Annotated in this window: 22 protein-coding genes and 3 pseudogenes; 13 read left to right on the forward strand and 12 right to left on the reverse strand. The window is 59.3% G+C overall.

Annotated features, from left to right (window positions below; all coding sequences use genetic code 11):
- Nucleotide 1 precedes the first annotated feature (1 nt).
- From WGT02_RS37525 to WGT02_RS37540, 4 genes are all read right to left on the reverse strand, one after another.
- A complete protein-coding gene (locus WGT02_RS37525) occupies nt 2-823 on the reverse strand; it encodes an ABC transporter permease (protein WP_024316541.1) in 822 nt (273 codons plus the stop codon).
- 1 nt (nt 824) lies between these two features.
- The gene (locus WGT02_RS37530) at nt 825-1,739 is read right to left on the reverse strand and encodes an ABC transporter permease (protein ID WP_024316540.1); all 915 of its coding nucleotides are present in this window, start codon (nt 1,737-1,739) and stop codon (nt 825-827) included.
- A 72-nt stretch (nt 1,740-1,811) separates the two neighbouring features.
- Complete coding sequence (locus tag WGT02_RS37535; protein ID WP_208245575.1) at nt 1,812-3,110, reverse strand: PotD/PotF family extracellular solute-binding protein; 1,299 nt, start codon at nt 3,108-3,110, stop codon at nt 1,812-1,814.
- A 29-nt stretch (nt 3,111-3,139) separates the two neighbouring features.
- On the reverse strand, nt 3,140-4,222 hold the full coding sequence (locus WGT02_RS37540; protein ID WP_024316538.1) for an ABC transporter ATP-binding protein: 1,083 nt from the start codon (nt 4,220-4,222) through the stop codon (nt 3,140-3,142).
- 266 nt (nt 4,223-4,488) lie between these two features.
- Between WGT02_RS37540 and WGT02_RS37545 the strand changes: the two genes are divergently transcribed.
- Nucleotides 4,489-5,202 carry a GntR family transcriptional regulator gene (locus tag WGT02_RS37545; protein ID WP_024316537.1) on the forward strand — a complete coding sequence of 238 codons (714 nt, stop codon included), beginning with the start codon at nt 4,489-4,491 and terminating at the stop codon, nt 5,200-5,202.
- A gap of 212 nt (nt 5,203-5,414) precedes the next feature.
- On the opposite strand, the pseudogene WGT02_RS37550 reads toward WGT02_RS37545, so the two are convergent.
- Nucleotides 5,415-5,693, reverse strand: a pseudogene (locus WGT02_RS37550) (IS630 family transposase); the annotation flags it as partial.
- A gap of 192 nt (nt 5,694-5,885) precedes the next feature.
- Here WGT02_RS37550 and WGT02_RS37555 point away from each other — a divergent pair.
- Nucleotides 5,886-6,815 carry an IS481 family transposase gene (locus WGT02_RS37555; RefSeq protein ID WP_208245574.1) on the forward strand — a complete coding sequence of 310 codons (930 nt, stop codon included), beginning with the start codon at nt 5,886-5,888 and terminating at the stop codon, nt 6,813-6,815.
- Here the strand turns inward: WGT02_RS37555 and WGT02_RS37560 are convergent.
- From WGT02_RS37560 to WGT02_RS37570, 3 genes are all read right to left on the reverse strand, one after another.
- Complete coding sequence (locus WGT02_RS37560; protein WP_167546226.1) at nt 6,812-8,530, reverse strand: SulP family inorganic anion transporter; 1,719 nt, start codon at nt 8,528-8,530, stop codon at nt 6,812-6,814. The genes WGT02_RS37555 and WGT02_RS37560 overlap by 4 nt on opposite strands.
- A gap of 107 nt (nt 8,531-8,637) precedes the next feature.
- On the reverse strand, nt 8,638-9,468 hold the full coding sequence (gene ppk2 / locus WGT02_RS37565; protein ID WP_024316535.1) for a polyphosphate kinase 2: 831 nt from the start codon (nt 9,466-9,468) through the stop codon (nt 8,638-8,640).
- A gap of 148 nt (nt 9,469-9,616) precedes the next feature.
- Complete coding sequence (locus WGT02_RS37570; RefSeq protein ID WP_208245573.1) at nt 9,617-11,413, reverse strand: hypothetical protein; 1,797 nt, start codon at nt 11,411-11,413, stop codon at nt 9,617-9,619.
- A gap of 129 nt (nt 11,414-11,542) precedes the next feature.
- Here WGT02_RS37570 and WGT02_RS37575 point away from each other — a divergent pair, with 129 nt between their 5' ends.
- The 8 genes from WGT02_RS37575 to WGT02_RS37610 all read left to right on the forward strand — a co-directional run bounded on the left by WGT02_RS37575 (nt 11,543) and on the right by WGT02_RS37610 (nt 18,176).
- Nucleotides 11,543-11,848 (forward strand): hypothetical protein, encoded by a 306-nt coding sequence (locus WGT02_RS37575; protein WP_024316533.1) that lies wholly within the window; start codon nt 11,543-11,545, stop codon nt 11,846-11,848.
- Nucleotides 11,849-11,985: 137 nt separating this feature from the next.
- On the forward strand, nt 11,986-12,291 hold the full coding sequence (locus WGT02_RS37580) for a hypothetical protein (RefSeq protein WP_037070938.1): 306 nt from the start codon (nt 11,986-11,988) through the stop codon (nt 12,289-12,291).
- Between the two features lie 262 nt (nt 12,292-12,553).
- Nucleotides 12,554-13,999: a DUF3300 domain-containing protein gene (locus WGT02_RS37585; protein ID WP_024316531.1), complete on the forward strand. Its 1,446-nt coding sequence runs from the start codon at nt 12,554-12,556 to the stop codon at nt 13,997-13,999.
- A gap of 35 nt (nt 14,000-14,034) precedes the next feature.
- Nucleotides 14,035-14,970, forward strand: coding sequence for a DUF2950 family protein (locus WGT02_RS37590; RefSeq protein ID WP_208245572.1), 936 nt, complete (start codon nt 14,035-14,037; stop codon nt 14,968-14,970).
- Between the two features lie 111 nt (nt 14,971-15,081).
- On the forward strand, nt 15,082-15,558 hold the full coding sequence (locus WGT02_RS37595) for a hypothetical protein (RefSeq protein WP_375679947.1): 477 nt from the start codon (nt 15,082-15,084) through the stop codon (nt 15,556-15,558).
- Nucleotides 15,559-15,608: 50 nt separating this feature from the next.
- On the forward strand, nt 15,609-16,142 hold the full coding sequence (locus WGT02_RS37600; protein WP_208245570.1) for a CYTH domain-containing protein: 534 nt from the start codon (nt 15,609-15,611) through the stop codon (nt 16,140-16,142).
- Nucleotides 16,143-16,214: 72 nt separating this feature from the next.
- A complete protein-coding gene (locus WGT02_RS37605) occupies nt 16,215-17,900 on the forward strand; it encodes a SulP family inorganic anion transporter (protein ID WP_208245568.1) in 1,686 nt (561 codons plus the stop codon).
- 24 nt (nt 17,901-17,924) lie between these two features.
- Nucleotides 17,925-18,176: a hypothetical protein gene (locus WGT02_RS37610; RefSeq protein ID WP_208245567.1), complete on the forward strand. Its 252-nt coding sequence runs from the start codon at nt 17,925-17,927 to the stop codon at nt 18,174-18,176.
- A 58-nt stretch (nt 18,177-18,234) separates the two neighbouring features.
- Here the strand turns inward: WGT02_RS37610 and WGT02_RS37615 are convergent.
- Together WGT02_RS37615 and WGT02_RS37620 are read right to left on the reverse strand one after the other, a co-directional pair.
- Nucleotides 18,235-18,780, reverse strand: a pseudogene (locus WGT02_RS37615) (mechanosensitive ion channel family protein); the annotation flags it as partial.
- Between the two features lie 16 nt (nt 18,781-18,796).
- Nucleotides 18,797-19,912: an IS630 family transposase gene (locus WGT02_RS37620; protein ID WP_208245192.1), complete on the reverse strand. Its 1,116-nt coding sequence runs from the start codon at nt 19,910-19,912 to the stop codon at nt 18,797-18,799.
- Nucleotides 19,913-19,940: 28 nt separating this feature from the next.
- On the opposite strand from WGT02_RS37620, the gene WGT02_RS37625 reads away from it, so the two are divergent.
- Complete coding sequence (locus WGT02_RS37625; protein ID WP_225039569.1) at nt 19,941-20,225, forward strand: LexA family transcriptional regulator; 285 nt, start codon at nt 19,941-19,943, stop codon at nt 20,223-20,225.
- Here WGT02_RS37625 and WGT02_RS37630 read toward each other — a convergent pair.
- Together WGT02_RS37630 and WGT02_RS37635 are read right to left on the reverse strand one after the other, a co-directional pair.
- Nucleotides 20,171-21,871 (reverse strand): annotated as a pseudogene (locus WGT02_RS37630) (mechanosensitive ion channel family protein); the annotation flags it as partial. The gene WGT02_RS37625 and the pseudogene WGT02_RS37630 overlap by 55 nt on opposite strands.
- A 319-nt stretch (nt 21,872-22,190) precedes the next feature.
- Nucleotides 22,191-22,403, reverse strand: a complete 213-nt coding sequence (locus WGT02_RS37635) for a hypothetical protein (RefSeq protein WP_208245566.1) — start codon at nt 22,401-22,403, stop codon at nt 22,191-22,193.
- A 296-nt stretch (nt 22,404-22,699) separates the two neighbouring features.
- Here WGT02_RS37635 and WGT02_RS37640 point away from each other — a divergent pair, with 296 nt between their 5' ends.
- Both WGT02_RS37640 and WGT02_RS37645 read left to right on the forward strand, forming a co-directional pair.
- Nucleotides 22,700-23,146, forward strand: a complete 447-nt coding sequence (locus WGT02_RS37640) for a hypothetical protein (RefSeq protein ID WP_208245565.1) — start codon at nt 22,700-22,702, stop codon at nt 23,144-23,146.
- Nucleotides 23,147-24,373: an HlyD family secretion protein gene (locus tag WGT02_RS37645; protein ID WP_208245564.1), complete on the forward strand. Its 1,227-nt coding sequence runs from the start codon at nt 23,147-23,149 to the stop codon at nt 24,371-24,373.
- Nucleotides 24,374-24,540 lie beyond the last annotated feature (167 nt).

The following is a 24,540-nucleotide window of genomic DNA, read 5'->3' on the forward strand; positions in this document are numbered from 1 at the left end:
ATCAACTTGTTTTTGCTTGGCGCCGGCGCAGCATGAGCATGATACCGAGCGCGACGAGAATGATGGTGAAGGAAAACAGCGTCGTCACCGTTCCGAGCGCGTAGAGCACCGGCGTCGTGACGTTGGTGGTCATGCCGTAAATCTCGAGCGGCAGCGTGTTGTAGCTGCCCGATGTCATCAGCGTCCGAGCGAATTCGTCATAGGAAAGTGTGAAGCCGAAAAGGCCAACGCCGATCAGGCTTGGCGCAATCATCGGCAGCACGACATGCCTGAACGTCTGCCAGGAGGTCGCGCCGAGATCGCGCGCCGCCTCTTCATAGGCGGGCGAGAAGCGGTTGAAGACGGCAAACATGATCAGCACGCCGAACGGCAGCGTCCATGTCAGATGCGCGCCGAAAGCGGATGAATACCAGGCTGGCTTCAGGCCGCTTTGCTGGAACACCACGCCGATCCCGAGCGAAATGATGATCGATGGAACGACGAGGCTTGCGACCGTCGCATAAAAAAGCACGGTCGAACCGCGGAAGCGGCGCCGGAACGCCAGGCCCGCCAGCAGCGAAACGACAACGGTTACCACCATCACCATCAGCCCGAGCGTGAAGGAGCGACGGAAAGAGGCGCCGAAGTCGCCGACCGCCTGCTTCTCGAACAGATTGAAAAACCAATGAACGGATACACCATTCAGCGGGAACGTCAGGCCGCCATCCGGCCCCTGGAAGGACAGGATCAGGATCGCCGACAGCGGTCCGTACAGGAACAGCACGAAGACGAGAAAGAACGCCGCAAGCACATAGAATTCGAAGGTGCGCTTCTCGTGGTTCATCTCACAGCTCCTTGCGGATATCGACGACGCGAAGGATCGCGGCAACCATCAGGAGGACGACCACCAGCAGCACCACCGCGTTGGCGGCAGCGGCCGGATATTGCAGCAGCGACATCTGGTTCTTCATCATCAGTGCCACGGAGGCGCTCTGGCCGCCGGACATGACCTGGACGGTCGAGAAATCGGCCATGACGAGGGTGACGACGAAAATCGTCCCGATCGCCATGCCGGGCTTTGCAAGTGGCAGAACGACGTTCCAGAGGATCTGCCAGCCGCTGGCGCCGGCATCGCGCGCCGCCTCGAAGAGTGAGCGATCGATGCGCATCAGCGTATTGAAGATCGGCGTTACCATGAACAGCGTGTAGAGGTGCACCATGGCAAGAACGACGGCGAAATCGGAATAGAGCAGCCATTCGATCGGCTGCGGCACGATGCCCATCTGAACCAGCGCCGAGTTGACGAGCCCATTACGGCCAAGCACCGGGATCCAGGAGATCATCCGGATGATGTTCGACGTCATGAACGGCACGGTGCAGACCAGGAAGAGGATCATCTGTGTCGTCGTGCGGCGGATGTGGAAGGCCAGGAAGTAGGCGACCCAGAAGCCGATGAAGAGCGTCAAGCCCCAGACGATGACCGTGAATTTCAGGGTGTTGAGATAGGTCTTCCAAGTAACCCATGAACCGAGCGTGTCGGTGTAGTTCATCGTCAAGAAAGCGGGGTAAAGGCCGGCGAAATCATAATCCCAGAAACTGACAACCGCGATCATGGCGATCGGCAGGATGAAGAAGAAACCGAGAATGAGGACCAGCGGCGTCGCCTGCAGATAAGAGGCTGCCCATGCCGGCCATCCGATCCTTCGACGGCTTATCTGTTGCGATTGTTGCTCGGCCTGCGAAGACGCGATCGTGGCCATGTTCCGGTCTCTCCGTTGTGGATACCCCCTCCCCAAAGGAACTGGGGAGAGGGCCTGGCAGAAGGGGGCGCCTTAAGCGGCGATGAACTCGTTCCAGCGCCGAACCATGTAGCGGTCCTCATCCATGACGGAGTTCCAGCACGCGACATGACCCATGCGCTCTTCGAACGAACCACCGTCGCGAACAGCACCGGCCTTCTCCATGACTTTGCCTTCCGGTGAAAGGACATCGCTCTGCGCCGCCTTGCCCTCGATCCAGTAACCCCATTCATCGGCGGTCATGAACTTCTTGGCAGTCTCCATGCAGGCCGAGTAATAGCCTTGGCGGTTGAGGTAGCCGCCGACCCAGCCAGACGTGTACCAGTTGATGTATTCGTATGCCGCGTCGAGCTGAGCGCCCTTGAGGTGCGAGGCAAGGCCGAGACCGCCGCCCCACGAACGATAGCCTTCCTTGAGCGGCTGATACTTGCAGGCGATGCCCTTCGAACGGACGGCGGCAACGGCCGGCGACCACATGGACTGGATAACGACTTCGCCAGAGGCCATCAGGTTGACGGACTCGTCGAAGCTCTTCCAGAAGGCACGGAACTGGCCATCCTGCTTTGCCTTGATCAGGAACTCGATCGTCTTGTCGATCTCTTCCTTGGTCATATTGCCCTTGTCGGCATATTTGATGTTGCCCAAGGCTTCCATGATCATCGCGGCGTCCATGATGCCGATCGACGGGATGTTGAGGATCGAGGTCTTGCCCTTGAACTTGGGATCCATGATATCGGCCCAGGTGGAGATCTCGCGGCCGACGAGGTCAGGGCGAATACCTAGCGTATCGGCATTGTAGATCGTCGGCATCATGGTGAAGAATTCAGTCTCGCCCTTGGCGAAGGTCTTGGCATCCTTGCTTTCGACATAGCCGACCGTGTGCGGCGCCGTGCCCTGAGCGATAACGCTGTCTGGCTTCAGCTTGCCTGTCTTGAAAAGCGGCACGACCTGATCGTAATACTTCAGCTTCTTCGTTTCCATCGGCTGGATGACACCGGTTGGATAGACCTTCTTCAGGATCCAGTATTCGATATCGGCGATGTCGTAGCTGTCGGGCTGCGTCACGGCGCGCTGGGCGGCAGCGTCGGAATCGGTTGCCGTCATCTCGAGCGTGATGCCGAGGTCCTTTTTGCACTGCTCGGCGATGGCGTTGATGTTCGAAACGCCGGTGCCGAACTGACGAAGCGTGATGTTCGACTGTGCCCAGATGGTCGGGAAGCCAGTGATCAGGCCGGAGCCCGCGGCTGCACCGATGGCGGCAGCGCCCGTCTTTAGGAGGCTACGGCGGGAAATCCCCGGTTCCGTCTTGGTCGTCTTCTTTTCAGTTGTCATGTCAGTTCCCCTTTTTTTGGTGGTGAGGTTCATGCATGGCCAAGGAGGATCGCATCCTCCAGAGCCCAACTCAGAGACACCGCATCGCCGACCGATACGGGTTTGGCGAAGTAGTCGCCGTCATTCGCGATGACCGTGAAGTCGTCACTACCCGCGCCGACGACGGTGATCTTCACCGACGCGCCGCGATATTCAATGTTGGAGACGATGCCGTTGAGACCGAGCGTGTTGTCGGCGGACGCGTCGAGGCGGACGCGATCAGTGCGGACGCCGATATCGACGCTCTCGCCGACCTGTTTGCCATTGCCGCGCACGGAAAAGGCTTGCCCCTCCGGCGCCTCCAGCGTCGTGACCCCGTTTTGCGAGGAGACGACACGGCCAGACAGCACGTTGTGATCGCCCATGAAACGTGCGACGAACGCGGTGGCGGGCTCTTCGAACACCTTGCGCGGGGTTGCCGCCTGCTCGATCTTGCCGTCGTTCATGATGACGATCAGATCGGCCAGCGCCATCGCCTCTTCCTGGCTGTGCGTCACATGAACGAAGGTGATGCCGAGGCTCTTCTGGAGCTTCTTGAGCTCGGCGCGCATGCGGATCTTGAGAAACGGATCGAGTGCCGAAAGCGGCTCGTCGAGCAGCAGTGCCTCCGGATCGGTGATGAGAGCGCGCGCCAGCGCCACACGCTGTTGCTGGCCGCCCGAAAGCTGTGCCGGGCGCCGCGTCGCATAGGCGTCCATCTGCATCAGTGTCAGCATCTGCAGCGCCCTGGTGCGACGCTCCTCCTTGTCAACGCCTTTCATCTTCAGGCTGAAGGCGACATTGTCGATGAGGTCTAGATGCGGAAACAGCGCGTAGGACTGGAACATCATCGCAGTGCCGCGCTTGGCGGGTGGAAAATCGGTGACGACGGCATTTCCAAGCCTGATGTCGCCGGACGAAATGCTCTCGTGGCCGGCGATCATGCGCAGCGTCGAAGTCTTGCCGCAGCCCGAAGGCCCAAGGAAGCAGCAGTAGGAGCCGGCCGGAATCTTCAAGCTGATGGAATGGACAGCCGTGGTGGCGCCATACACCTTGGAAACGGATACTATATCGATCTCTGCGGCTTTCGACATCGGTCTTCCTCTATTCGAGAAAGCCAATGCATCTGCCGTGCCAGTGCCTGTTGCGTCGCATCAGCCATCGGCAAATCAGAGGGTTGTCCTGAAATTCCCGTTGTCTTAAAATTCAGGCGCTGGGCCAATCTGCACATAAAATAGGCTATCGTCTGCAATTCGTGCAGAGTATCGTATACAATTTAGACGTCACTTTGAGAGCAAATTCCATTTAACTTTTGCGGGAAACGCAGATATCATTTCCCGGTCAAAAGGTATCCGATTTCATGAAATCCTCCGCAACCGCCCTCCAAACCGCCGACGATTCAGCCGATACCGGCACGCAAAAAATCCGCGACGCGATCCGCGATGCAATCGTGGAACGGCGCCTGTCGCCAGGAACGAAGCTGTCGGAAACCGACGTTGGCAACCTGTTCAATGTCAGCCGAACGCTCGCTCGGGCAGCCTTGCAATCCCTTTCCTATGAGGGCCTCGTCAGTGTCGAGAAAAACCGAGGCGCGTTCGTAGCCTACCCTTCACCCGAAGAGGCACGGCAGATTTTCGCCGCCCGTCGTCTGATCGAGCCCGGAATTCTGCGGGAGGCGGCAGCCAGAATTACGCCTTCGCAGATCCAGCACCTGAAGCAATTGCTGCTGGAGGAAGGCCGACTAATGGGCGAACGCGGTCAGACGGCGCGCCGCGCCGAGATCAAGGCTTCCGGCGATTTTCACCTGACGCTTGCTGCGATATCGGGCAATGCCATCATGCAACGTTTCATGGATGAACTCGTTGCGCGCTCCTCGCTCGTGATCGCCCTTTACGGCCAATCGACCATCTCGAGCTGTGGCCATTCCGAGCATGGCGACATCGCCGCCGCAATCGAGCGAAGCGATCTGGAAGAGGCTTGCCGGTTGATGCTTCACCATATCGCGCATATCGAGGCCGACCTCGATCTACGCGAACGTAAGAGCGTCGGACTCAAGGAAGCTTTCGATCTGTAGCAAGTTCTAGCGTGGGATCCCGCCGCAGCGTAACCGGGGTGATGCGACCATCGGGAGGGAAGTCCATGGGCCGTGCCCATCGAGCGAGCGCTGGCCCAGTTCGGCAAGCATCGTCTGGTACATGTCTATCGGCTTCATTTCCATGGCGACGCTCTGCCGTTATACCTTTTCACCAAAACGGTATAACTGGCAAATTGCACGACAACCCCAAGGAATGTCCAGCCGCGCCTGCATAGCCAAGCTGACCAACGCACTGCGACCGATGGAGACGGACTTCTCCTTTCGCAGGCGTAACACCATCTCGTTGAGCGTGATGCCCTTCGCGACCTCACGCCAACCTCCGCGTCAGCCTTGTTTGGCTGGCGTCAACTGGCCATGTCGTGCGCTCGCGATCCAGGCGATCGCCGTCGAAACGCCAATCCCGCCTGCGGACCTGGCCGACACCCCATCTGCAGAGCCGTCAGGACGCGGCTGCGAAGATCGTTGCTCATGCGGCTGCCGTGCTCCCTCCAGGCAAATCATCTTAGCAACGAAGGAATCATGAAATTCTCAGAGAGCGAACCCCAAACCCGAATTCGATTTCAATGGATGCGCTCTAGCTGTGAGCTTTCAGGAGGTTGTCCATTCGGAGCGGATCTAGGAGACTGGAGTTACCACACCTCAGTTTTCCAGGATCGCGCCGAATGAACATTCATAAGAATGCACGTCTGACACCATTGCGTCGAGAAGAAATGGCCGTCTCCGTTCTCGGCGGTACGCTATCGAAAGCGCAGGCCGCCCGCCTCTATGGTGTCTCGCCAAAGATTGTGTCTCGCTGGGCCGAACGGTTTAGGATGTCGGGACGCGCGGGGATGACGGATCATTCGTCCCGGCCCAAAACCAGTCCTCGGCAGACGGATCAGGCTTTGTGCGAGCGCATTGTCCGTCTTCGAAGGCAGCGTCTGACGGGCAAGCATATCGCCATGGAAACAGGCGTCTCGCCCGCCACCGTCAGCCGTGTTCTCAGGCGAACGGGCTTGTCGCGGATCAAAGACATTGAGCCGGCGGAACCGATCGTACGCTACGAGTATGCACAGCCTGGTGGCCTGATCTGTCTGGACATCAAGCGCCTTGGCCGCTTTGACCGCGTTGGTCACCGGATCACCGGCGACAGGACCGGCCAGAGCAATTCGCGAGGTGTCGGCTGGGAATATGTTCATGTCTGCATCGACGATGCCTCCCGCATCGCCTTCACCAATATCTTCCCGGACGAAAAGGCCGTCAGCGCCATTGCCTTCCTCAAGGCGGCAGTCGCTTATTACGACAGCCTCGCCATCACGGTCACGCGGGTGATGACCGACAACGGCTCCTGCTACAAGGCCAAGGACTTCGCCAAAGCCTGCAAGGCGCTCGGCCTTAAGCACATCCGCACCAAACCCTACACCCTCATTCAGACCGCCTTGCGCGAATGGGCCTATGCACGTGCCTATCCTTCCTCAGAGCATCGAAAGGCGCATCTGCCCAACTGGACCCACATGTACAATTGGCATCGCCCTCACGGCAGTCTGAAATCAAAAACGCCAATCAGTCGCCTCGCCCTTAACCGAGACAACCTGTTGAGGCTCCACATCTAGCGCGCGATGTCGGCCGAGTGACCGGCCGCGTCATCGCCATCCCTTGGCTCCACAGCCGGTTGGTGTTCCACAAGGTCCACCGCCTCCTCCAACTCATCAAAAATCATGGTCGAGCCGACTCGGGCAAGGACACCGGATCGTTCCAGTATTTCCAGCGGCTCGCTGTGCAGTTCCACTATCGCGAACTTTATGCCGCGCTCCTCTGCCATTGTGCGTATCTCGTCAAGCATCACCGCTGCGGTGCTGTCAATCTGAGCGGCTGCTCCTGCGTCGAATATGAACCACTTGGTATCCGGTGCCAGCGTCGCAAAGATCTCTTCCATCCTGCTCTTTATGTGTTCCGCGTTGTAAAATAGCAGGCTCCCCTGAACGAGGTAGATCACCACGCCGGGAACTGGCTCTGCTTGGGGATAGCGATGAAGCTTGTAGAAGCCGTCGCGCCCTGGAATGCGTCCAAGCAATGCATCGCGCGGGGTCATTCCTTCCATGACAAGATATAGCAGTGTCGCGACCACGGCTATGATCACTCCCTGCAAGACGCCGAGGCTGAGCGCACCCGCAATGCTGATAACCGCAAAGAGAAACTCGATCCGACTGATTCGCCACAGTTGGCCCAGCGTTCTAAGATCGATGAGGCTAATGGCGGCCGACGCCAGCACGGCCCCAAGCGCGGGAGTGGGCAGGATCGCCAGCGCGTCGGTCAGAAACAGGACCGTAAGCGTGAGGGCGGCAGCCGAGATGACAGCCGCTACTTGAGTCTTTCCGCCCATGAGGTCGTTGATCGCGGTGCGGGAATCGGAGGCGGTGACTGCGAAGCCGCCGAACACTCCCGAGGCAAGGTTCGCCGCTCCAAAGCCAAGGAGCTCACGGTTGGCATCGACCGGATATCGGTTCTTCGCGCCGAAACTACGCGCGGTTACGATACCCGCGCCAAAGCTGACGATCAAAACGGCTGCCGCCCCGAGGATCAGGTCACCGATGGCGACATCCGGGATTGGGATCGACGGCGACGGTAGCTGGGAAGGGACAGCGCCAACAACACGAATACCCAAAGCCTGGAAATCAAAAGCGTAGGACAGGGCGGTTGCGAGTGCCATGACGACAAGCGGTCCTGGGACAGATGGTAGCCATTTGCCGAGAAGCCGGAGCACCACGAACAGTCCTGCCCCCAACCAGAGCGAAGGCCAGTGGATCAGGTCCGACTTTTTTGCGATTTCGACGAGTGGCCCGAACAGCCCGTCGCTTTCGATCTTCACCCCGGTAAAGCGGCCGATCTGTCCAATCAGGATCGATAGCGAGATGCCGGTCATAAATCCGGTCAGGATCGGACGTGAGAGGAGGTTGGCGATAAACCCCAGCCGAAGGAAGCTTGCCAGAAAGCAAAGGAGGCCGACCATTGCGGCGATCGCCGCGGAAGCCACGACGTTTTCGGCCGTCGACGACAGCCCGAAAGAAACAAGAACCGCTGCCAGCACCGTCACCGTGCCGGCGTCGGGGCCCACAATGAGCTGCCGCGACGAGCCGAGCAGGGCATAGCCAAGCACCGACAGGATGCTCGCGTAGATTCCGACTTCGGGTGGCAAGCCCGCCAGAGCGGGGTAGGCGATGGCGCTTGGCAAGCCAACCGCGGCAATGGCCAGCCCGGATGTCAGATCGTACCGGAGCCACTCCACCCGATATTCTCTCAGACTTGATATGAGGGGAAGGGTCGGCATGGCGGCGAAGATCTCCAACGGAAAATTCGGACGCTCGCGTTTGGGGGATGGCCGCCGCATCTGGCCGCACGCCGGTCACTCCGTCCTCGATAGGGCTGACCCGACGTCTAGTGTGTCAGATCGGGCACAACGTTCCTGTGGCTTTGATCTTCGACATAGTCGTCCGGCCGCTTCTGGCGCTTGCCGAGATCGGGTTCGCGAAATTTAACTCGCTCGTAGGGGATCGATTTGAGTATGTGCGAAATGCAGTTGATACGGGCGCGCTCTTTGTCGTCCGACGGAACGAGCCACCAAGGCGCCTGCTGATGGTTGGTCTTGCGCAGCATCTCGTCATAGGCACGGGTGTAGTCCCACCATTTGCGGTAGGATTCGACATCCATCGGGCTCAATTTCCACTGCCGCAGCGGGTCTTCGATCCGCCGCTTGAAGCGACGCTCCTGTTCTTCCTCGCTGACAGTGAGAAAATACTTCAATAGGACAATACCGCTTTCAACGATTGCCGCCTCAAATCGAGGAGCAAGTTCGAGAAACCTCTGGGCTTTCTTTTCGCTGCAGAACCCCATGACACGGTCGACGCCTGGACGATTGTACCAACTGCGATCGAAGATGACGATTTCCCCGGCCGCTGGCATGTGGGCAAGGTAGCGCTGCATGTACATCTGCGACTTTTCACGGTCGGTCGGCGCGGGCAGAGCAATCACACGAAACACACGCGGGCTCACTTTCTCGGTAATTCGTTTGATCATCCCGCCTTTGCCGGCGGCGTCGCGCCCCTCAAAGACGATCACGATCCTTGCCCCCGATTTCTTCACCCAGGCCTGCAGGTGCGCCAACTCCACCTGAAGCTTCTTTATCTCCTTGTCGTAGTTCCACGACTTGTCTTTCTTCGTTTTCTCTTCCGCGGGGGCTTCAAGGTCTAGGGCGTGCATTTTGGTCATGGCTCCCTCCAAGTTGATCGGCTTCCGGGCAGGCACTCTCCAACGGAGAGGATGGTAGCGCTTTTGGAGACGATATGCCTGTAGCATCGCGTAGCATCTATGGCGGCAGCATGTGACGGACCGGCAGCGGCGCTGCAGGCCCAATCCCTCAGTGCGGCGGGACAGGGATCCCGGCTGCGCGAACCCCATCCAGAAAATGTTCGCGATCTTCAGCGCGTTGGAAACGGGTCGATACCTCTTCGCGCACATTCAGGAGTATGCCCGGTGCATTTTGCTCGAACCATTCCCGTTCCATGCGAGCAGCCGCAATCTTGCCCTGCGCACCGAGCGCGCTAAGGAGAACGAGATGATGGATTGGATTGTAACGGAGGTCCGCCATTCGTGCCCAAACTTCCGCGGCTTCATAGTCACCACGCATATAGGCGCAGGTGGCGAGCCCTACCTCGTAATATCCTATCGGGCCGTTGATGCGGGATATCGCGCTCGACAGCAGTTCGCACCCGCTCTCCCATTTGCCGGACAATGCGAGTCTGAGGCCATACTCACCGGCCAGCTCGGTATCATTGGAATTGAGCGCGAGCGCCTCGGTACCTGTTCTGAGGGCCGCCTCGATGTCCCCCTTGAAAAAATACACCAGCATTTGCGCCTCCAACGCTCTCACGTTCTGGGGGTCCAGTGCGACGGCTTTTTCTGCGGCAATTTCCGCTCGTTCGAGCGACGGGCCTGGCGCCGTCTGTAGCCTATATTGGAAGCGGACTTCGTCCACGTACGCCATGGAAAGCAGCGCCCAGAATGTCGAATATTGCGGGAACCGTTCCGTCGCGTGCTTCAGGCAGTCTCTTGCCAAAGCGTGCTTTTGGGGCTCAAGCGTCCCCCTGTAGGCGTAGTAGGCGAGCGTGCAGGCGTAGGAATCCCGGTCTTCCGGGAGCTGTTTGTCGATGCGGGCCGCATCGGTTTGAAAGACAATGCCAGACGGTTGCGCGATGGCCACGGCTACGCTTCTTGCCACATCTGTCTGGACTTCGAGCATTTCTCTGACACTGAATTGCTTGTCGTAGTTATTGGCCCAGATGACCGATCCCTCGGCTTTGTTCAGGAACCGAGTCGTCAAACGGAGCGTGTCGTCGTCCAGACGAACGCGGCCTTGAAGGATGTATCTTGCAGGCGATTGCCCGACCAACGAAGGTTCGGTTTCTCCTCGCGATCCGCCCGCTATGACAACGATCTCCTTGAATTTAGACAACTGTCCGATGACCTCATCGGTAAGACCGCGGGCGATGGCGGCTGCCTGCGGGGAGCCAGAGAGGTCTTCGAAGGGTTCAACGACGATCCGGGGCATGTCGACGCTGCTCAAATCGCTTCCAGGAGCGAGACGGACCAAACGCTCGATGTCCTTGACGGAAGACCCCACGAGGACGGTCCACAGTAATAGTGCCAGAAGTAGAACAGCCGCCCCGAGTGCCGCCGCGATCCAGATCCAATTCCAACCCCGCCTTGGTACATTTTCGTCGTGGATTGACAGATCCGGCTTGGTCGCGCGAGCAGGTTCAATCTCCTGACCGGGCGACACGTTCGGACGTGTATATCGGAACGCCGGTACGTAGCCGCCTTTCGGGATCGAGATGAAAACGGGATCGTCCTGTCCAGCCACGAGATAGTAGCGCTCGAGCGCACGGCGCATCCGACCAGCCTCTATGCGGACCACAGGGTCGTTCTGTGCATCGAAGGAACTTTCGCGTCCAAACACTTCGAGGGCGATCGAGTAGGCTTTCAGCCGATCGGATCGTCCTGCAAGCGCTTCATTGAGAATGTAGGATACGAAGGCCCGAGCTCGGTTGGGCGCATGAAACTCCGGGCTCGACAGGATGCGGTCATACTGTGCGCGCACTTCCGCTTCCGTAGGAACGGAGACGTCTTCCGTGCCGTCTCGTGAGGCGCCCAGCATTGCCTTCCCCAAGGCTTATTAAACCGCAAATGCACGTGTATCCTCGTGTATCATACATCTCTAAATAAACCACATGCAATATGATGAGTTCGATAAGTCGATCGAGTTCGGCGTTGTCGAGGAGATGTGATGGGATCGAGTTCAAACTATCCCGGTGCTATGTCAGGCCTTGCCATTGCATGCGCGCTTTTTCCTGCACGCGCACGAGAGATTGAAGTCTTGTTCGAGCGCAACGACAGCTTCAGAGGGCTCTGCGAGGACCTCGCCGCGGCGAACGAGGTACTCATGACAATCGATGGACTCCCGGTCGGCGTCCGTGATGCGAGGCGGCTTGAATACAAGGAGCTGATTTCGGGTCTTTCTACTGAAATCGAAGAGATGTTGTCCCTTGCCAAGGTCATCCGAATACCGCGAAAGGATCGGCGCCCGACGTAGTCCCGGTTGCTAACAGGCGTCGCGCTTGCGGAGTGAGCCTTTTGATCCACCACCAAACATAGAGGAATACTCGGCCAATGTTTCGTATATCGATCTGGAAAATCCTCGGCTTAAGCCCCACTCCAACGAGGATCGCAATGTTATTTGCTGCCTGCGCCTCGGTCCCGTTCTATCCCGTCGGCTATTCACAAGCCGCGGGCAATCAGTTCAAAGACTTTCCGTTCGTGATCGGTTGTGAATACAAGGGTATGTTCCACGCTTTTTTCCTCTCGAGAATAACGCCTGACGGACTGGCGACCTATGTCGCATCGGAACGGATTGCGGGTACGATTTCTCTGGATGGGCACGCAAAGGCGGTCGGCGAGCAGAAGGGTGGGACATGCGTGGGCAAGACACTCGAGGAACTGCGCAATTCGGGCCAAGCTCACTATCTACAGCCCTAGGGCTTACGTTTCGTCCAACGCAGGAGGGGGGCGGGGCGGCGACGGGCGTGCCATGCGTTTGTCGAAGGCGCGACCGAAGGGCTGGCGACAGGCAGTTGAAAGCTGTCCGCACCACCGGCGAGTGAGCGTCTATACCAATTTCGCCAGACGCAAGCGAGGCTGCCATCCCTACGGCCTGATGTATGTTCCCGTATGTTACGCCGTCAATCCAAGTGCCTCTTGTATAGTTTCAAGCCGTGCCAATCGAAGGAGGCCGATACCGATGCGAAGATCATTCAGGCTTTTGGTCGGATTGTCGGCCCTGGCGATCATATCGATACGACCGGATATGCCCGTGCACGCACAGGTGCCCACGCCGACGGCAAAACCGTCGGCCGAAGAGCCAGCCGAAACGGAAGGCGACCTCCTTGACGAGGAGGAACTTGAAGTCCTCGTGGCCCGCATTGCGCTTTACCCGGATGACCTGGTGGCGGCGATTTCCGCGGCGTCGCTTTTCCCGTTGCAGATAGTCGAGGCGGCACGGTTCCTCGAGGCGAAGAAGAAGGACGCCGATCTTAAGCCCAAGGACGACTGGGATGGGAGCGTCATCTCGCTCCTGAACTATCCCGATATTGTCAAGATGATGAGTGAGGACCTCGATTGGACCCAATCGCTGGCCGATGCACTCACGAACCAGCAGAAGGATGTGCTGATCGCCATTCAGCAGCTTCGCGACGAGGCAGTGGCAAAGAACATCATCAAGACCGACGACAAGGTCACGGTTGTCATGGAGAACGAGAACGTCGTCATTCGACCGACTGATCCGGAGAAGGTTTATATCCCGCAGTACCCGCCGGAGATGCTCTATGAACCGGGTTACGCGGTCGAGCCGATCTCCTATTACCCCGACCCTTACGACAACTACTATTATCCAGGGGCCGGTTTCTTTGCAGCGGCGGTAACCGGCGTTGCATGGGCGGCCGTCGTCAACTGGGACGATTGGGGCGTATGGGGTGGCGACTGGCGTGGTGACGTCGATATCGACTGCAACAACTGCTTCAACGACCGGAACTTCAACGGCAAGGTCAACTGGAACGACGTCGACTGGACCAAGGTGGACCGGAGCAAGTTGAGTATCGGAAAGGATCAACTCGCTAACATCGATCGGTCGGCGATCAAGTCCAGTCTGCAGTCCGACAACCGCAATCAGCTCAAGAACAAGGTCAGCGACCGGCAAGCAAATCGAGGGCCAGGAGCCAGGGACGTCGGCGCCCGTGCTAACGACATCCGCAAGGGCACGGTCGAAGGCCTGAAGGCAAATCCGAGAGCGGGGAACGCTGCGGCGAACCGGCCCGGGACACCGCGCCTTGATGCCCGCCCAGGCAATGTGGCCAACCGCCCGGATGCCCGGCCGGGGAATGCGGCCAATCGCCCAGGTAATGTGGCAAACCGTTCGTCAAGGCCGGCCGGCAAGGTCAACAGGCCAAGCGCACCGAAGATGGCGGCACGACCCGACAATCGCTCGCGTCAGCCAAGCGCCCTTGGCAACGTGCAGTCCGGTCGGCGTGAAGCGGTTGCTTCCAAGCGGGGAGGGCAGAGCATGGGAGGCGGACAACGCGGCGCGCCGCGCGCGGCGGCACAGCGCTCACGCCCAATGCCACATGGCGGTGGCGGGGGGCGCGGCGGTGGTCGAGGTGGCGGCGGTCGCGGGGGTGGCGGTCGTCGGTAATGTTTTCCAGCCTCTCGGATTTCCGGAGATAAACCATGAGACTACAGTTGAGATTGATCGCGCTGCTGCTCGGAACGGCACTATCCGTAGCCATTGCAGCCCCATCCGTGGCCCAGATGCAGACGGATCTTTCGGAGTTCGAGGCGGGGACGCCGCCATCGTTCGACGATCCCTCGGCGCTGCTTGACCGGCTCAAGGCCGTGCTGAGTGCCAACGATATCGACGGTTTGGCAACTCTCCTTGGCCTGGACGCGGCCAAGCTGCGCTCCAGCAAGGAGGCCATGGTAAGCTACGGACTGATCCGCGAGGGTGCTGCGCGGCAATTGCGACTTCAGGATCTCGGAGATCGCAAGATCGTTGCCGTGGGGGACGTGTTGTGGCCTTTGCCGTTCCCCTTGTCGAAGGACAAGGACGGCAAGTGGGCTTTCGACACGGAGGTTGGTCTGCAGGAGATCATCAATCGCCGGGTGGGCCAGAACGAGCTTACGACAATTCAAACGATGCATGACTACGTGCTCGCTCAGGACCAGTATGCTCAAATCGACGAGGACGAGGATGGCGTCTACGAGTTCGCTCAGCGGCTGATCAGCAGCCTCGGCAAGCGGGACGGCTTATATTGGGAGCCCGGTCTGTTCGATGAGGAGAGCCCGGCCGGACATCTGATAGAGACGGCGGCTTTCGGCAAGGCTAAGCGTGGCGAAGGGTACTATGGATATCGCTATCGTATCTTGACCGCCCAGGGTTCCAACGTGATTGGCGGCAAGCAGAATTACATCGTCAATGGCAACATGACAGCCGGATTTGCCTTGATCGCGTGGCCGGTGATGTATCGCGTGACCGGGGTGCAGACGTTCATCGTCAACGGCGCGAACATCGTCTATGAGCGGGATCTGGGGCCGCAGACGGAGCAGCGGGTCTCAACGATCAAGGAATTCAATCCGGATGATAGCTGGACGATCGTGCGCGACTAGCCATAGAGGCAGGCTCCTGAGGCGTATGCTACCGTATGATACCGTCCGCGACCTGTATCCTACTGCCCACTGCAGGTTATCGGGCCTATCATCCGGCGGTTTCTTGGAGGTATGGCGATGGCAAAGGGTGAAGCAACTGGCACCAATCCTGCCGCAATGAGTGCGGAAGAACTGAGAAAGAAAGCCTTGGAACTGAAGCTCGCGGAGATGGAGCGCGAAGACAAGATAAAATCACGGGAGGCGAAGAAGCATTCCGAGTTTGTCGAAGACTTCTTCCGCAAGCATATAGGCGACGACGAACGTGCCGTTATCAGGCGCGTAGTGACAAAGGCGGCCGCGGACGGGAAGTTCGAGGCCATGGTCTACAGCTTTCCATCCAGCTTCTGCACCGACAGCGGCCGGGCCATCAACAATAGTCTCCAAGGGTGGCAGAACACGCTGCAGGGCAAGGCCAAGGAGGTTTACGAGCTGTTCGAAACCGTAGGAAGACCACAAGGCTACACGCTAAAAGCAGTGGTCATCAATTATCCGGGAGGCATGCCGGGCGACATCGGTTTCTTTTTAGGCTGGGAGCCGCCGCTGGAGTGACCACAGACGAGGCAACGCCACAAGCTGCGAAACCATTCGGAACGGGCGCAATGAAGACGATCGAGATCGAACGGAAGTTCCTGGTGCGCAACGATGCCTGGCGCGCGAGCGTGACTTCGTCCCACGAAATTCGCCAGGGTTACCTGACCCGCGGGCGCGAGAATTCTGTAAGGGTCCGTACAGTCGACGGTCTGTCGGCACGGCTGACCGTGAAGTTCGGAAAACGGGGCCTCAGCCGTGAAGAATACGAATACGACATACCCTACGCAGAAGCGGTCGAGCTCCTCTCCCACGCAATTGGCGGCATCGTCGAAAAGACGCGCTACACCGTGCCACATCGTGGGGTCGTATGGGAGGTCGACGTTTTCGGTGGCAGGCATGACGGTCTGACGATTGGCGAAATTGAACTGAACAGCGAGGAGAGCAACCCTTCAATTCCAAAATGGCTTAGCAGAGAAGTCACCGGTGACAAACGATACTCCAATCGATCATTGGCGACGAGCACACTTGCGATCGCCCTGAACGCTGGTTCGCCTGCCACAACGACCGCTCGGCAGAAACCGTCCGGTTCCTATCAGGACTGAACTCGCTGATCGCTACGGCGTGCGCCGACGATAGCGCCCGCACCAGCCCTTTTATGTAGAGGAAGGCAAAATATGGCTCCGTCGCAGGGTGCTGACCAATCTCTGTCGCTGCACACAGACCCCCGCCTGGATCTTGTTGCCGGCCTCACGGCGGCCGCGGTCGTTCTGCCGAAGGCCATGGCCTACGCAACCGTCGCCGGCCTGCCGGTGAGCGTCGGTCTCTACACCGCCTTCGTACCGATGATCGTCTACGCATTCCTTGGTACTTCGCGGGTACTGAGCGTCAGTTCAACGACCACGCTCGCCATCCTCACGGCCACCGAACTCGGACTGGTTGTGCCGGACGGCGACGCAGGCCGGTTGATCACCGCGACAGCCACGCTCACTGCCCTCACAGGCCTGCTCCTGATGGCGGCCTCGGTCCTGCGGTTTGGATTCGTCGCGAACTTCATTTCCTCGCCGGTGCTGACCGGCTTTAAGGCGGGCATCGGGCTGGTGATCGTCCTGGATCAGGTGCCGAAGCTTTTTGGCCTCCACATCGCGAAGGAAGGGTTCTTCCGGGATGTTCTAAGCCTCGTCCATCATCTCCCCGAGGCGTCTGTTCTCACGGCTGTGATCGGAGCATCCGCACTTGTCCTGTTGCTGGTCATGGAGCAGATCTGGCCGCATTCGCCAGCCCCGCTCGCGATCGTCGGCGGCGGTATCGCTATATCATGGCTGGCGGGGCTCGGCGCGGCTGGCGTCTCGACAGTGGGCTTTATTCCGCAGGCGCTGCCGTCGTTGACGTTTCCTGACGTGGACATGGTCGTCCAATTGCTGCCGGGGGCGATTGGTATCGCACTGATGAGCTTTACCGAGACGATTGCCGCCGGCCGCGCCTTCGCGGCGCCGGCCGAGCCTCCGATCAGAGCAAACCGGGAGCTTCTGGCCGATGGCGCTGCAAACCTTGCCGGGGCATTTTTCGGCGCGATGCCTGCGGGAGGCGGCACGTCGCAGACGGCCGTTGTTCGTGCCGTGGGAGGACGGACACAGAAGGCCTCGCTCGTCACGGCAGCGGTCTCCGCCGCCACGATGCTGATCCTGGCCCCACTGCTTGGGCTCCTGCCGCAAGCAGTGCTAGCGGCCATCGTGATCGTTTATTCCATCGGTCTGATCCAGCCCGGCGAGTTCAGGTCGATCCTCAAGGTTCGACGGATGGAGTTTCTATGGGCGCTCGCCGCCTTCTTCGGCGTGCTGTTGTTCGGCACCCTTCAGGGCATCGTCGTCGCCATCGCCCTTTCTCTTGTCGCTCTGTCCAGGCAGGCGGCCAATCCACGGATCCATGTCATAGGCCGCAAACCAGGCGGGGATGTCCTGCGTCCGGTTTCATCGGAGCATCCCGATGACGAGACCTTCCACGGATTGCTGATCGTGCGGCCGGAGGGCAGGCTGTTCTTTGCCAACGCCCAGCAGATCGCGGACCGGATCGGCGGATTTGTCGCTGAGGCGAAACCCAGTATTCTCCTGCTCGATCTCAGCGGCGTCTTTGATATCGAATATTCGGCGCTTCAGATGATGATGGAGAGCGACCAACGTCTCGCAAAGCAGGGGGTCGGTCTTTGGCTCGCGGGCCTCAATCCGGATGTCCTTGCCTACGTTCGGGCATCGGGATTCGCCGACCGGCTCGGCCGGGACCGCATGTTTGCGACGGCGGGCGCCGGCATCCGCCATTACCAGGACAACGCCCAGCCCCTAACAGAACGCACCGCAAAAACGTGATTTAGGTGCCGCACGGAGGAGCCTTTGCCAGCCGGAAACGTGCGTGATTGGCCTTTGATGGGCGAGCGCCTCTATGCCGCATGGAGCCTTGCATCCAGCAATTTTACCGAATTGCTCAAACGGGTTCGAGCCCGCCCTGTTGGAAACGTGCGGCTTTGTTTGGGCAAGGTCGCCAGCGTCGGTCTGGGGTTGGTGAGCTTCGTCGCGTCAGTGATCATCGCCGGCCGCAGGCACCAACTGCTGGTATCACGTGAGGCATTGGCGACAATCGGCTAAACCGCAACGGCGGCAAGCGCGATGCCAGATCACCAAGAGAAGTCCGGCAGCCGACCATTCACGTGGATCCCGCAGCGATCGCCGCGTTGTGCGTTGCGAGCGTCTGCTGGGCCGCGGCGGCGACACTGTCGTCCTTTCCGCCTGAGACCTGCACCGTGGGCACCGCGATCTTGATGCCGTTCTCGTTGAATGCCTGATGGATCATCCGCAGAGCGCGCCGCTTCAGCGTGAACTGCTGGCCCGGCTGCGTCATGACCTTCATTCGCAGCAGAAGTCCAGAGTCGCCCAGACTGTCGATGCCCTGCATCTTCAGCGGTTCAATGGTGGTCGGCTTGAATTCCGGATCCTCGAACAGCTCCAGACCGATCTTCTTGATGATCTTGCGCGCCTTGTCGATATCGGCATCGTAGGTCACAGTAATCGTCATCTTCTCGATTACCCAGTCGCGGCTCAGGTTCTGAACCGCGCCGAGTTCGCTGAAGGGGACGATATAGACTGCACCGCGATGATGTCTAAGCTTGATGGACCGCAGGCTGAATGACTCGACGTTACCCTTGTAACTGCCGCTCTGGATGTATTCTCCAACCCGGAACGCATCGTCTAGTGCCGCGCCACAGAGATTATGACTCTTTGACGGGGTAAGCTTTGCGGAGCTTTTGGCGGGCTTTTTCGGTTGTGAACATCCATTGGATCTTTGCGCCATTAGCGTTGCGTTGCTGCTCCCAGGCTGCGACTTCGGCGATTATGGTGTCTTTATTGTCGATACGACGGTCGAGGCATTGGCTGCGCAGGACACCGATCTCGATCTCGACCATGTTGAGCCAACTGGCGTGCTTGGGCGTGTGGTGGAACTCCAGTCGCTTCAGCACCCTTCGAGCCTCCGGGGCTGGAAATGCGTCGTAAAGCGCCCCGGCGGAATGGGTGGAGAGGTTGTCCATCACCACGCGGATGATCGGGGCGTCGGGATAATCGACGTCGACCAGTTCGCGCATGCACTGGGCGAAGTCTTGGTTGGTTCGCCGATCGGTGACCTTCACCCTGCGCCAGGGCTGGTGGGCGTCCATGAAGACAAACAGATTGACCGTGCCGTTTCGGCGATACTCGCAGTCGTAGCGTTCAAGCTGGCCAGGCTTGGCCGCAATGGGCTCGCGCACTTCGCCGATGAGTTGGGTCGGGCTCTCGTCGAAGCAGACCACGGGCCTTTGTGGATCAGGCGTCTCTGCGTAGAGGTCGAGAACATCCTCCATGCGCGCGACGTATTCCCCATCGAGCTTTGGGATGCACCACATGTCTTTGCGCCAAGGTTTGAGATGATTCTCAGCCAGCCGGCGACGTACGGTCTCCGAGGACAACTCGTCATGATCGGTGAGTCGGACCATCTCATCGGCCAGAAGCTCCAGGGTCCAGCGGGCTCGCCCGGGCGGCGGCTTTGAGCAGGCGGTCGCCACCAACAGCGCCTCCTCCTTGCTCGATAGCTTGCGCTCAACACCCGGGCGCGGTTCTTCACTGAGCGCGCCTTCCAGATTGGCTTCCACAAACCGGCGCTTGGTCCGGTAAATCGTCGATCCGCTGACGTTCAAGGTTGCCGCGATCACCTCGTCGCTGAAGCCTTCGTCCGCCGCCACCAGGATCTGGGCGCGCTTGATCTTGCGCGACGCATGGCGTCCCCCGCTCAACAAAACGGCCAGTTGATCACGTTCCGATTGGCTAAGCTCTACGTGAAACTTTATATTCATCGACACCTCCTTCAGCGCGGAGACGCAGATGAATCCGAAAATGAGTCCCTCACTTGACCCGCAAGCCGCAACGGCAAGACATGGCCTTACGCAAGTCCAAGGCCAGTACCTGGCCTTCATCTACGCCTACAGCCGCATCTTCAAACAGCCTCCGGCCGAAGCCGACATGCGTCGCCACTTCGCCGTTACGGCTCCGTCTGTTCACCAGATGGTGCTGACCCTCGAGAAGGCAGGATTTATATCCCGCGTGCCAGGCGCAGCACGCAGCATCCAACTTCTCATCCCACCAGAAGACTTGCCCATTCTACGATAACCCAACCCGTCATAATCTCTGTGGCGCGGTACTAGCAGGTAGAACATTCCGCTGATGACGTCCTTCACGACCGTCTGCGCCCCGAAGCCGATGGCGACGCCAACGACGCCGGCACCTGCGATCAACGGTCCGATTTCAACGCCGAGCGACGACAACGCCATCATGATCGCGATGGCGGCGAACAGGATCATCAGGACATTGCGCAGGATGGGCAGCAATGTCCTGAGGCGCGTCCGACGCCGTTCCTGCTCGCTACCAATCGCGAAGACCGCTTCCGTGTCGCCGAGTCTGCGATCGATCAGGACCTTCACGACGCTCCAGGCAAGATCCACGACCATGAGAATAATCCCGGCGCTCAACACACCACGGATCAGCCGCAGGGCGGGGGAGTCCTGCATCGTCATTCGTGTTAGCTCGACGTTGAGCATATCCGCGAGAAAGACGATCGCGCCGATGATCAGGACGGCGCGTATGCCGCGCTCCACGATCACCGATGCGACGGTGCTTTTTCTGCTTTCCTCTTCCATATCCGCGCTATGCAGAACGTTGTTTACCGCGGCCCTGGTGAGGGCGATCGCTCCCGGCAGCGCGGCGCACACGACGACGATCCAGAACAGCTTCGTAGCGCCGACCACCCATAGCAGCCAGACTGCGGCAAAATAGGCGGTCCAGAGGCAGTTCCGGGCACGAATGCCAATTCGACCCGACCGTGGAGTTTGAGAGAACACAGAAGGACGTCGCCAAACGGCTTCGATGCCGATGATGAGGAGGACAACGCCAAGCGAGTAGGCCACGAGCTGGCGCGCGTGAACGGAAAAGCCAAGACTGCCGAGCAGATGGATGGTCACCCAGCCGAAGGCATACCAACCCACAGCATATCCGAGCCGCCTTGCCCAATGAGCGGCGACCTCGTCCGAGACGGGTATAAGGCGAAATTGATTTTGTGCCAGCCGATGGGGGGCGAGGATCACGTCGAAGACGGCACTCGCAAGGCGGAAGACGACGACGGCAAACAGGTAGCCGACGACGATCTCGCGGACGAGCGGCGGCCACTCGAACACAAGGAAAAATCCGATGCTGCCCAGCCCGAAGGCCAGAACGTAGCAGACGGCCCAAAGCAGTCTTGCCCCGACGGCTACCAGTCTCTCTCTCACGGTGAAGATGGGCGCGCGCGACATCCACAGGCGCCATCCGGCGCTCGAACGCCAGAACACCCATTGTGCGGCGAGCCCTGCGACGACAAAGGCGGCGATGAGGAAGATTGGTCGCGTACCGCCGTTCGCTTCGACGTCGCGCTCAAGGACGGCCGCCCCACGCATCGTCTCTGTGGGAAATGACCGTGCCGCTAAAAGCATCGCGCTGGTATGGGTGCGAAGGCGTGTTGTGACCTCGCTGAAGGAAACGTGCGTGTCCCTGGCCTGCGTGGCTGGTTCGGGCGTCGCCCGCGCCGCGGCAGCCTGCTGCTGGAGAAAAGTCTGGACGGCGGGATCGGCGAACATCGCTAAGAACCGTTGAACGCTTTCCGGCTGCGAGATGGGAGCTGGCTGGCTCTGCGCGGCCGTCGAAACAGCCATGAGGGCAACCAGCATGAAAGCCGCTGTACGGACCATGCTTCGAACCCAGGCAAAATTCGGGATTGCTGCCATGTTTCTATCCTGTCCTGACTGCTAGCGCGCCTCCTGCGAACGAATGCCGGCAGTCATTTGCCTCCCGTTCCCAATCTGCTCACCTGGATCGCAAAATTGTCTCTGGTGTCGGCATCGATGACTGCGAGTTCAGCTATTCCTTGGCGTCGTCGCGCGTGATCTCCTCGGTCTTCAACGTGGCAAAGTTCAGTGCTCACATTGTTCCTCGCGTGGTCAATCCGACATAACCCGCTTCGTTGCCGCCCACCGCGGGTGTCAACTCGAGCCCTGAGGATAAACTATGCGAAAACGTGTAATCTTACCCGTAGCATCACGTATCTTACAGCCTTGGGCAGTTTTTCCTTTCGAGCTGCTGGCCGAAGGCGTCCGCCGTTATGGCTCCCCGAGGTTGCATCCTGACGATCTTCCGGCCCTCGCGATGTGCGTCGTCTGGCGGCAGTGATCTCGACGTCTCCGGCCAATCCGTGGTCTCCTTGAAGGCCGAACCGGGATGGACGCCGCCGATTCCAATGTCGGCGTCGATCGCGTGCATAGCCTGCTTCCGTTCCTCCTCCCACGCATGGTTCGCGGGCCGGTATGATACCGTAACATACTGCACATTTTGGCTTCTTTCTCGTACACCAGTAGGTGGCGACCTGCCGTGTCTGTGTCGTGATTGGAGTGAAAGATGGACGAAGGCGTGGCTTTAGCTACGCGGCGGTTTCCGGCCGGCGCTGGTCGCGGCTATATCAAAAGAAATCGAAGAGGCGCTCGATGTCGGTGCCGCCTGACGTAGGGAAACGCGCGACATTCCACAGATGCAGTTTGATATTCTTGTAGGTGGTGGGAATGGCAGAAGAACTTCACCCAGCGGCAATCGAGCATCTGCCGATTTTCATTACTCCGCCCGGCCAGACGGACTACCTTTTCGTTGCCATCGCTATCTTCCTTTTGCTGGCGGTGCTTGCCGTTGGCAATTTATACTTTCAATTGCACGCCCTTCCTGAACGCAGGGCCCACCGCACGAACAAAGTACAGATGGAGATCGTGGCCGTCCTGGCGCTCATCTCGCTGTTCACCCATAACCATATCTTCTGGATTGCCGGTCTGCTCCTGGCCTTCGTTCAGTTTCCCGACTTCTCGACGCCGCTTTACTCCATCGCCCAATCCCTCGGCAAACTCTCCGGCCGCACGGCTGAAACGACAGGTGATGATGCTCTGATTCCCGAGGATCCGGGGGACGCCGTGGCGACGCAGCCGCCGACCAAGACCAGCGCGCATGGAGAGGACATCTGAATGTTTGAGTTGATGCTCTGCTCCATGTTGACGATTTTGCCCGATTATCTTTTCCGACGATACGGTCAGGGAAAGCGGATCGGCCGCGAGATCACGCTTTATACGGTGTGGTACGAGCTCCGGTGGGGGATCACCGCCTGCTTGCTTCTGACCGTATCGCTGATCACGATGATCTTTTACTTTCACCCTTCGACCAAGAGCGTCACGGCGATATTCCGGACGGTCACGATCCTGCCGGAGGCAACCGGACGTGTAGAAGAGGTTTTCGTTGGACTGAATCAGAAGGTCGTGGCAGGTGCGCCACTCTTCCGGCTTGATGCGTCCGAACAGGAGGCGGCGCTGGAGACCGCCCGTCGGCGCATTGCCGAAGTCGAGGCCGAGATGAAGGTGACCCAGACCGAGCTCGCAGGCGTGGACGGCCAGATCAAAGAGGCGCAGGGCGCCTATCAGACGGCCGTCGACGAATACGAGATGAAGGCGGAGCTCCTGACGAGCAACGCCGTCGCCAGGCGCGAGGTCGAACGCCTAGCGACGCAGATCGACAGCCGTAAGGGAGCGGTCGACGCAACGATTGCGAAAAAGCAGACGATGGAGACACAGATCGCCTTGCTGTTGCCCGCTCAAAAAGCAAGCGCCGAAGCAGCCTTGGCACAGGCGCAGGTCGAACTCGACAAGACCATCGTTAGGGCAGGCGTCGCGGGGACCGTCCAACAGTTTACGCTACGTGCCGGCGACGTCGTCAGTGCAATGTTGCGTCCTGCCGGTATCCTTGTGCCAGAGGGTGCTGGACAAGGCACGCTGATTGCCGGCTTCGGGCAGATCGAAGCGCAGGTTATGAAAAAGGGGATGATCGCCGAAGCAACCTGCGTTGGGAAGCCATTTACAATCATTCCAATGGTCGTGACCGAAGTGCAGCAGGTTATCGCCGCCGGACAACTGCGCGCCACGGAGCAACTGATCGATGTTCAGCAGATGGCGCAGCCGGGAACCCTGACCGTCTTTCTACAGCCCCTCTTTGCCGGAGGGCTAGATGGCGTCCCGCCGGGAAGCAGTTGCATCGCGAACGCCTATACCAACAATCACGATGCACTCGCTGATCCGAATATCGGCACGCTTAGGGGGTTTTCCCTGCATATGATCGACGCCGTCGGACTTGTGCATGCGATGATCCTGCGAATGCAGGCTGTGCTGCTTCCTGTCCAGACACTCGTTCTGTCGGGGCATTAAAACCACTCGCCGCGAGCCATATCGTGGCATCGGTGACGTCGTGCTGGATATCGGGGAATGACGTGGCAATTCGGACGCGGCCGGCTTCGATCTCTCGCGGGTACTCTCTGCCAACCTGCGGCGCTGGTCCAAAGGCAGAAAGAGATGTCCGCATGGCTCGCGTTACG

The sequence above is a fragment of the Rhizobium sp. T1470 genome (genome assembly GCF_042140505.1).
Lineage (GTDB): Bacteria > Pseudomonadota > Alphaproteobacteria > Rhizobiales > Rhizobiaceae > Rhizobium > Rhizobium favelukesii.

Coding starts and splice junctions, on each gene's coding strand:
- WGT02_RS37570 (WP_208245573.1), bottom strand. CDS start 11,413: ATGCTGGGCGCCTCACGAGACGGCACGGAAGACGTCTCCGTTCCTACG.
- WGT02_RS37580 (WP_037070938.1), top strand. CDS start 11,986: ATGTTATTTGCTGCCTGCGCCTCGGTCCCGTTCTATCCCGTCGGCTAT.
- WGT02_RS37555 (WP_208245574.1), top strand. CDS start 5,886: ATGAACATTCATAAGAATGCACGTCTGACACCATTGCGTCGAGAAGAA.
- WGT02_RS37595 (WP_375679947.1), top strand. CDS start 15,082: ATGGCGATGGCAAAGGGTGAAGCAACTGGCACCAATCCTGCCGCAATG.
- WGT02_RS37600 (WP_208245570.1), top strand. CDS start 15,609: ATGAAGACGATCGAGATCGAACGGAAGTTCCTGGTGCGCAACGATGCC.
- WGT02_RS37640 (WP_208245565.1), top strand. CDS start 22,700: ATGGCAGAAGAACTTCACCCAGCGGCAATCGAGCATCTGCCGATTTTC.
- WGT02_RS37530 (WP_024316540.1), bottom strand. CDS start 1,739: ATGGCCACGATCGCGTCTTCGCAGGCCGAGCAACAATCGCAACAGATA.
- WGT02_RS37535 (WP_208245575.1), bottom strand. CDS start 3,110: ATGACAACTGAAAAGAAGACGACCAAGACGGAACCGGGGATTTCCCGC.
- WGT02_RS37625 (WP_225039569.1), top strand. CDS start 19,941: ATGAATCCGAAAATGAGTCCCTCACTTGACCCGCAAGCCGCAACGGCA.
- WGT02_RS37605 (WP_208245568.1), top strand. CDS start 16,215: ATGGCTCCGTCGCAGGGTGCTGACCAATCTCTGTCGCTGCACACAGAC.
- WGT02_RS37620 (WP_208245192.1), bottom strand. CDS start 19,912: ATGAATATAAAGTTTCACGTAGAGCTTAGCCAATCGGAACGTGATCAA.
- WGT02_RS37540 (WP_024316538.1), bottom strand. CDS start 4,222: ATGTCGAAAGCCGCAGAGATCGATATAGTATCCGTTTCCAAGGTGTAT.
- WGT02_RS37525 (WP_024316541.1), bottom strand. CDS start 823: ATGAACCACGAGAAGCGCACCTTCGAATTCTATGTGCTTGCGGCGTTC.
- WGT02_RS37560 (WP_167546226.1), bottom strand. CDS start 8,530: ATGCCGACCCTTCCCCTCATATCAAGTCTGAGAGAATATCGGGTGGAG.
- ppk2 (WP_024316535.1), bottom strand. CDS start 9,468: ATGACCAAAATGCACGCCCTAGACCTTGAAGCCCCCGCGGAAGAGAAA.
- WGT02_RS37635 (WP_208245566.1), bottom strand. CDS start 22,403: ATGCACGCGATCGACGCCGACATTGGAATCGGCGGCGTCCATCCCGGT.
- WGT02_RS37590 (WP_208245572.1), top strand. CDS start 14,035: ATGAGACTACAGTTGAGATTGATCGCGCTGCTGCTCGGAACGGCACTA.
- WGT02_RS37585 (WP_024316531.1), top strand. CDS start 12,554: ATGCGAAGATCATTCAGGCTTTTGGTCGGATTGTCGGCCCTGGCGATC.
- WGT02_RS37545 (WP_024316537.1), top strand. CDS start 4,489: ATGAAATCCTCCGCAACCGCCCTCCAAACCGCCGACGATTCAGCCGAT.
- WGT02_RS37575 (WP_024316533.1), top strand. CDS start 11,543: ATGGGATCGAGTTCAAACTATCCCGGTGCTATGTCAGGCCTTGCCATT.
- WGT02_RS37645 (WP_208245564.1), top strand. CDS start 23,147: ATGTTTGAGTTGATGCTCTGCTCCATGTTGACGATTTTGCCCGATTAT.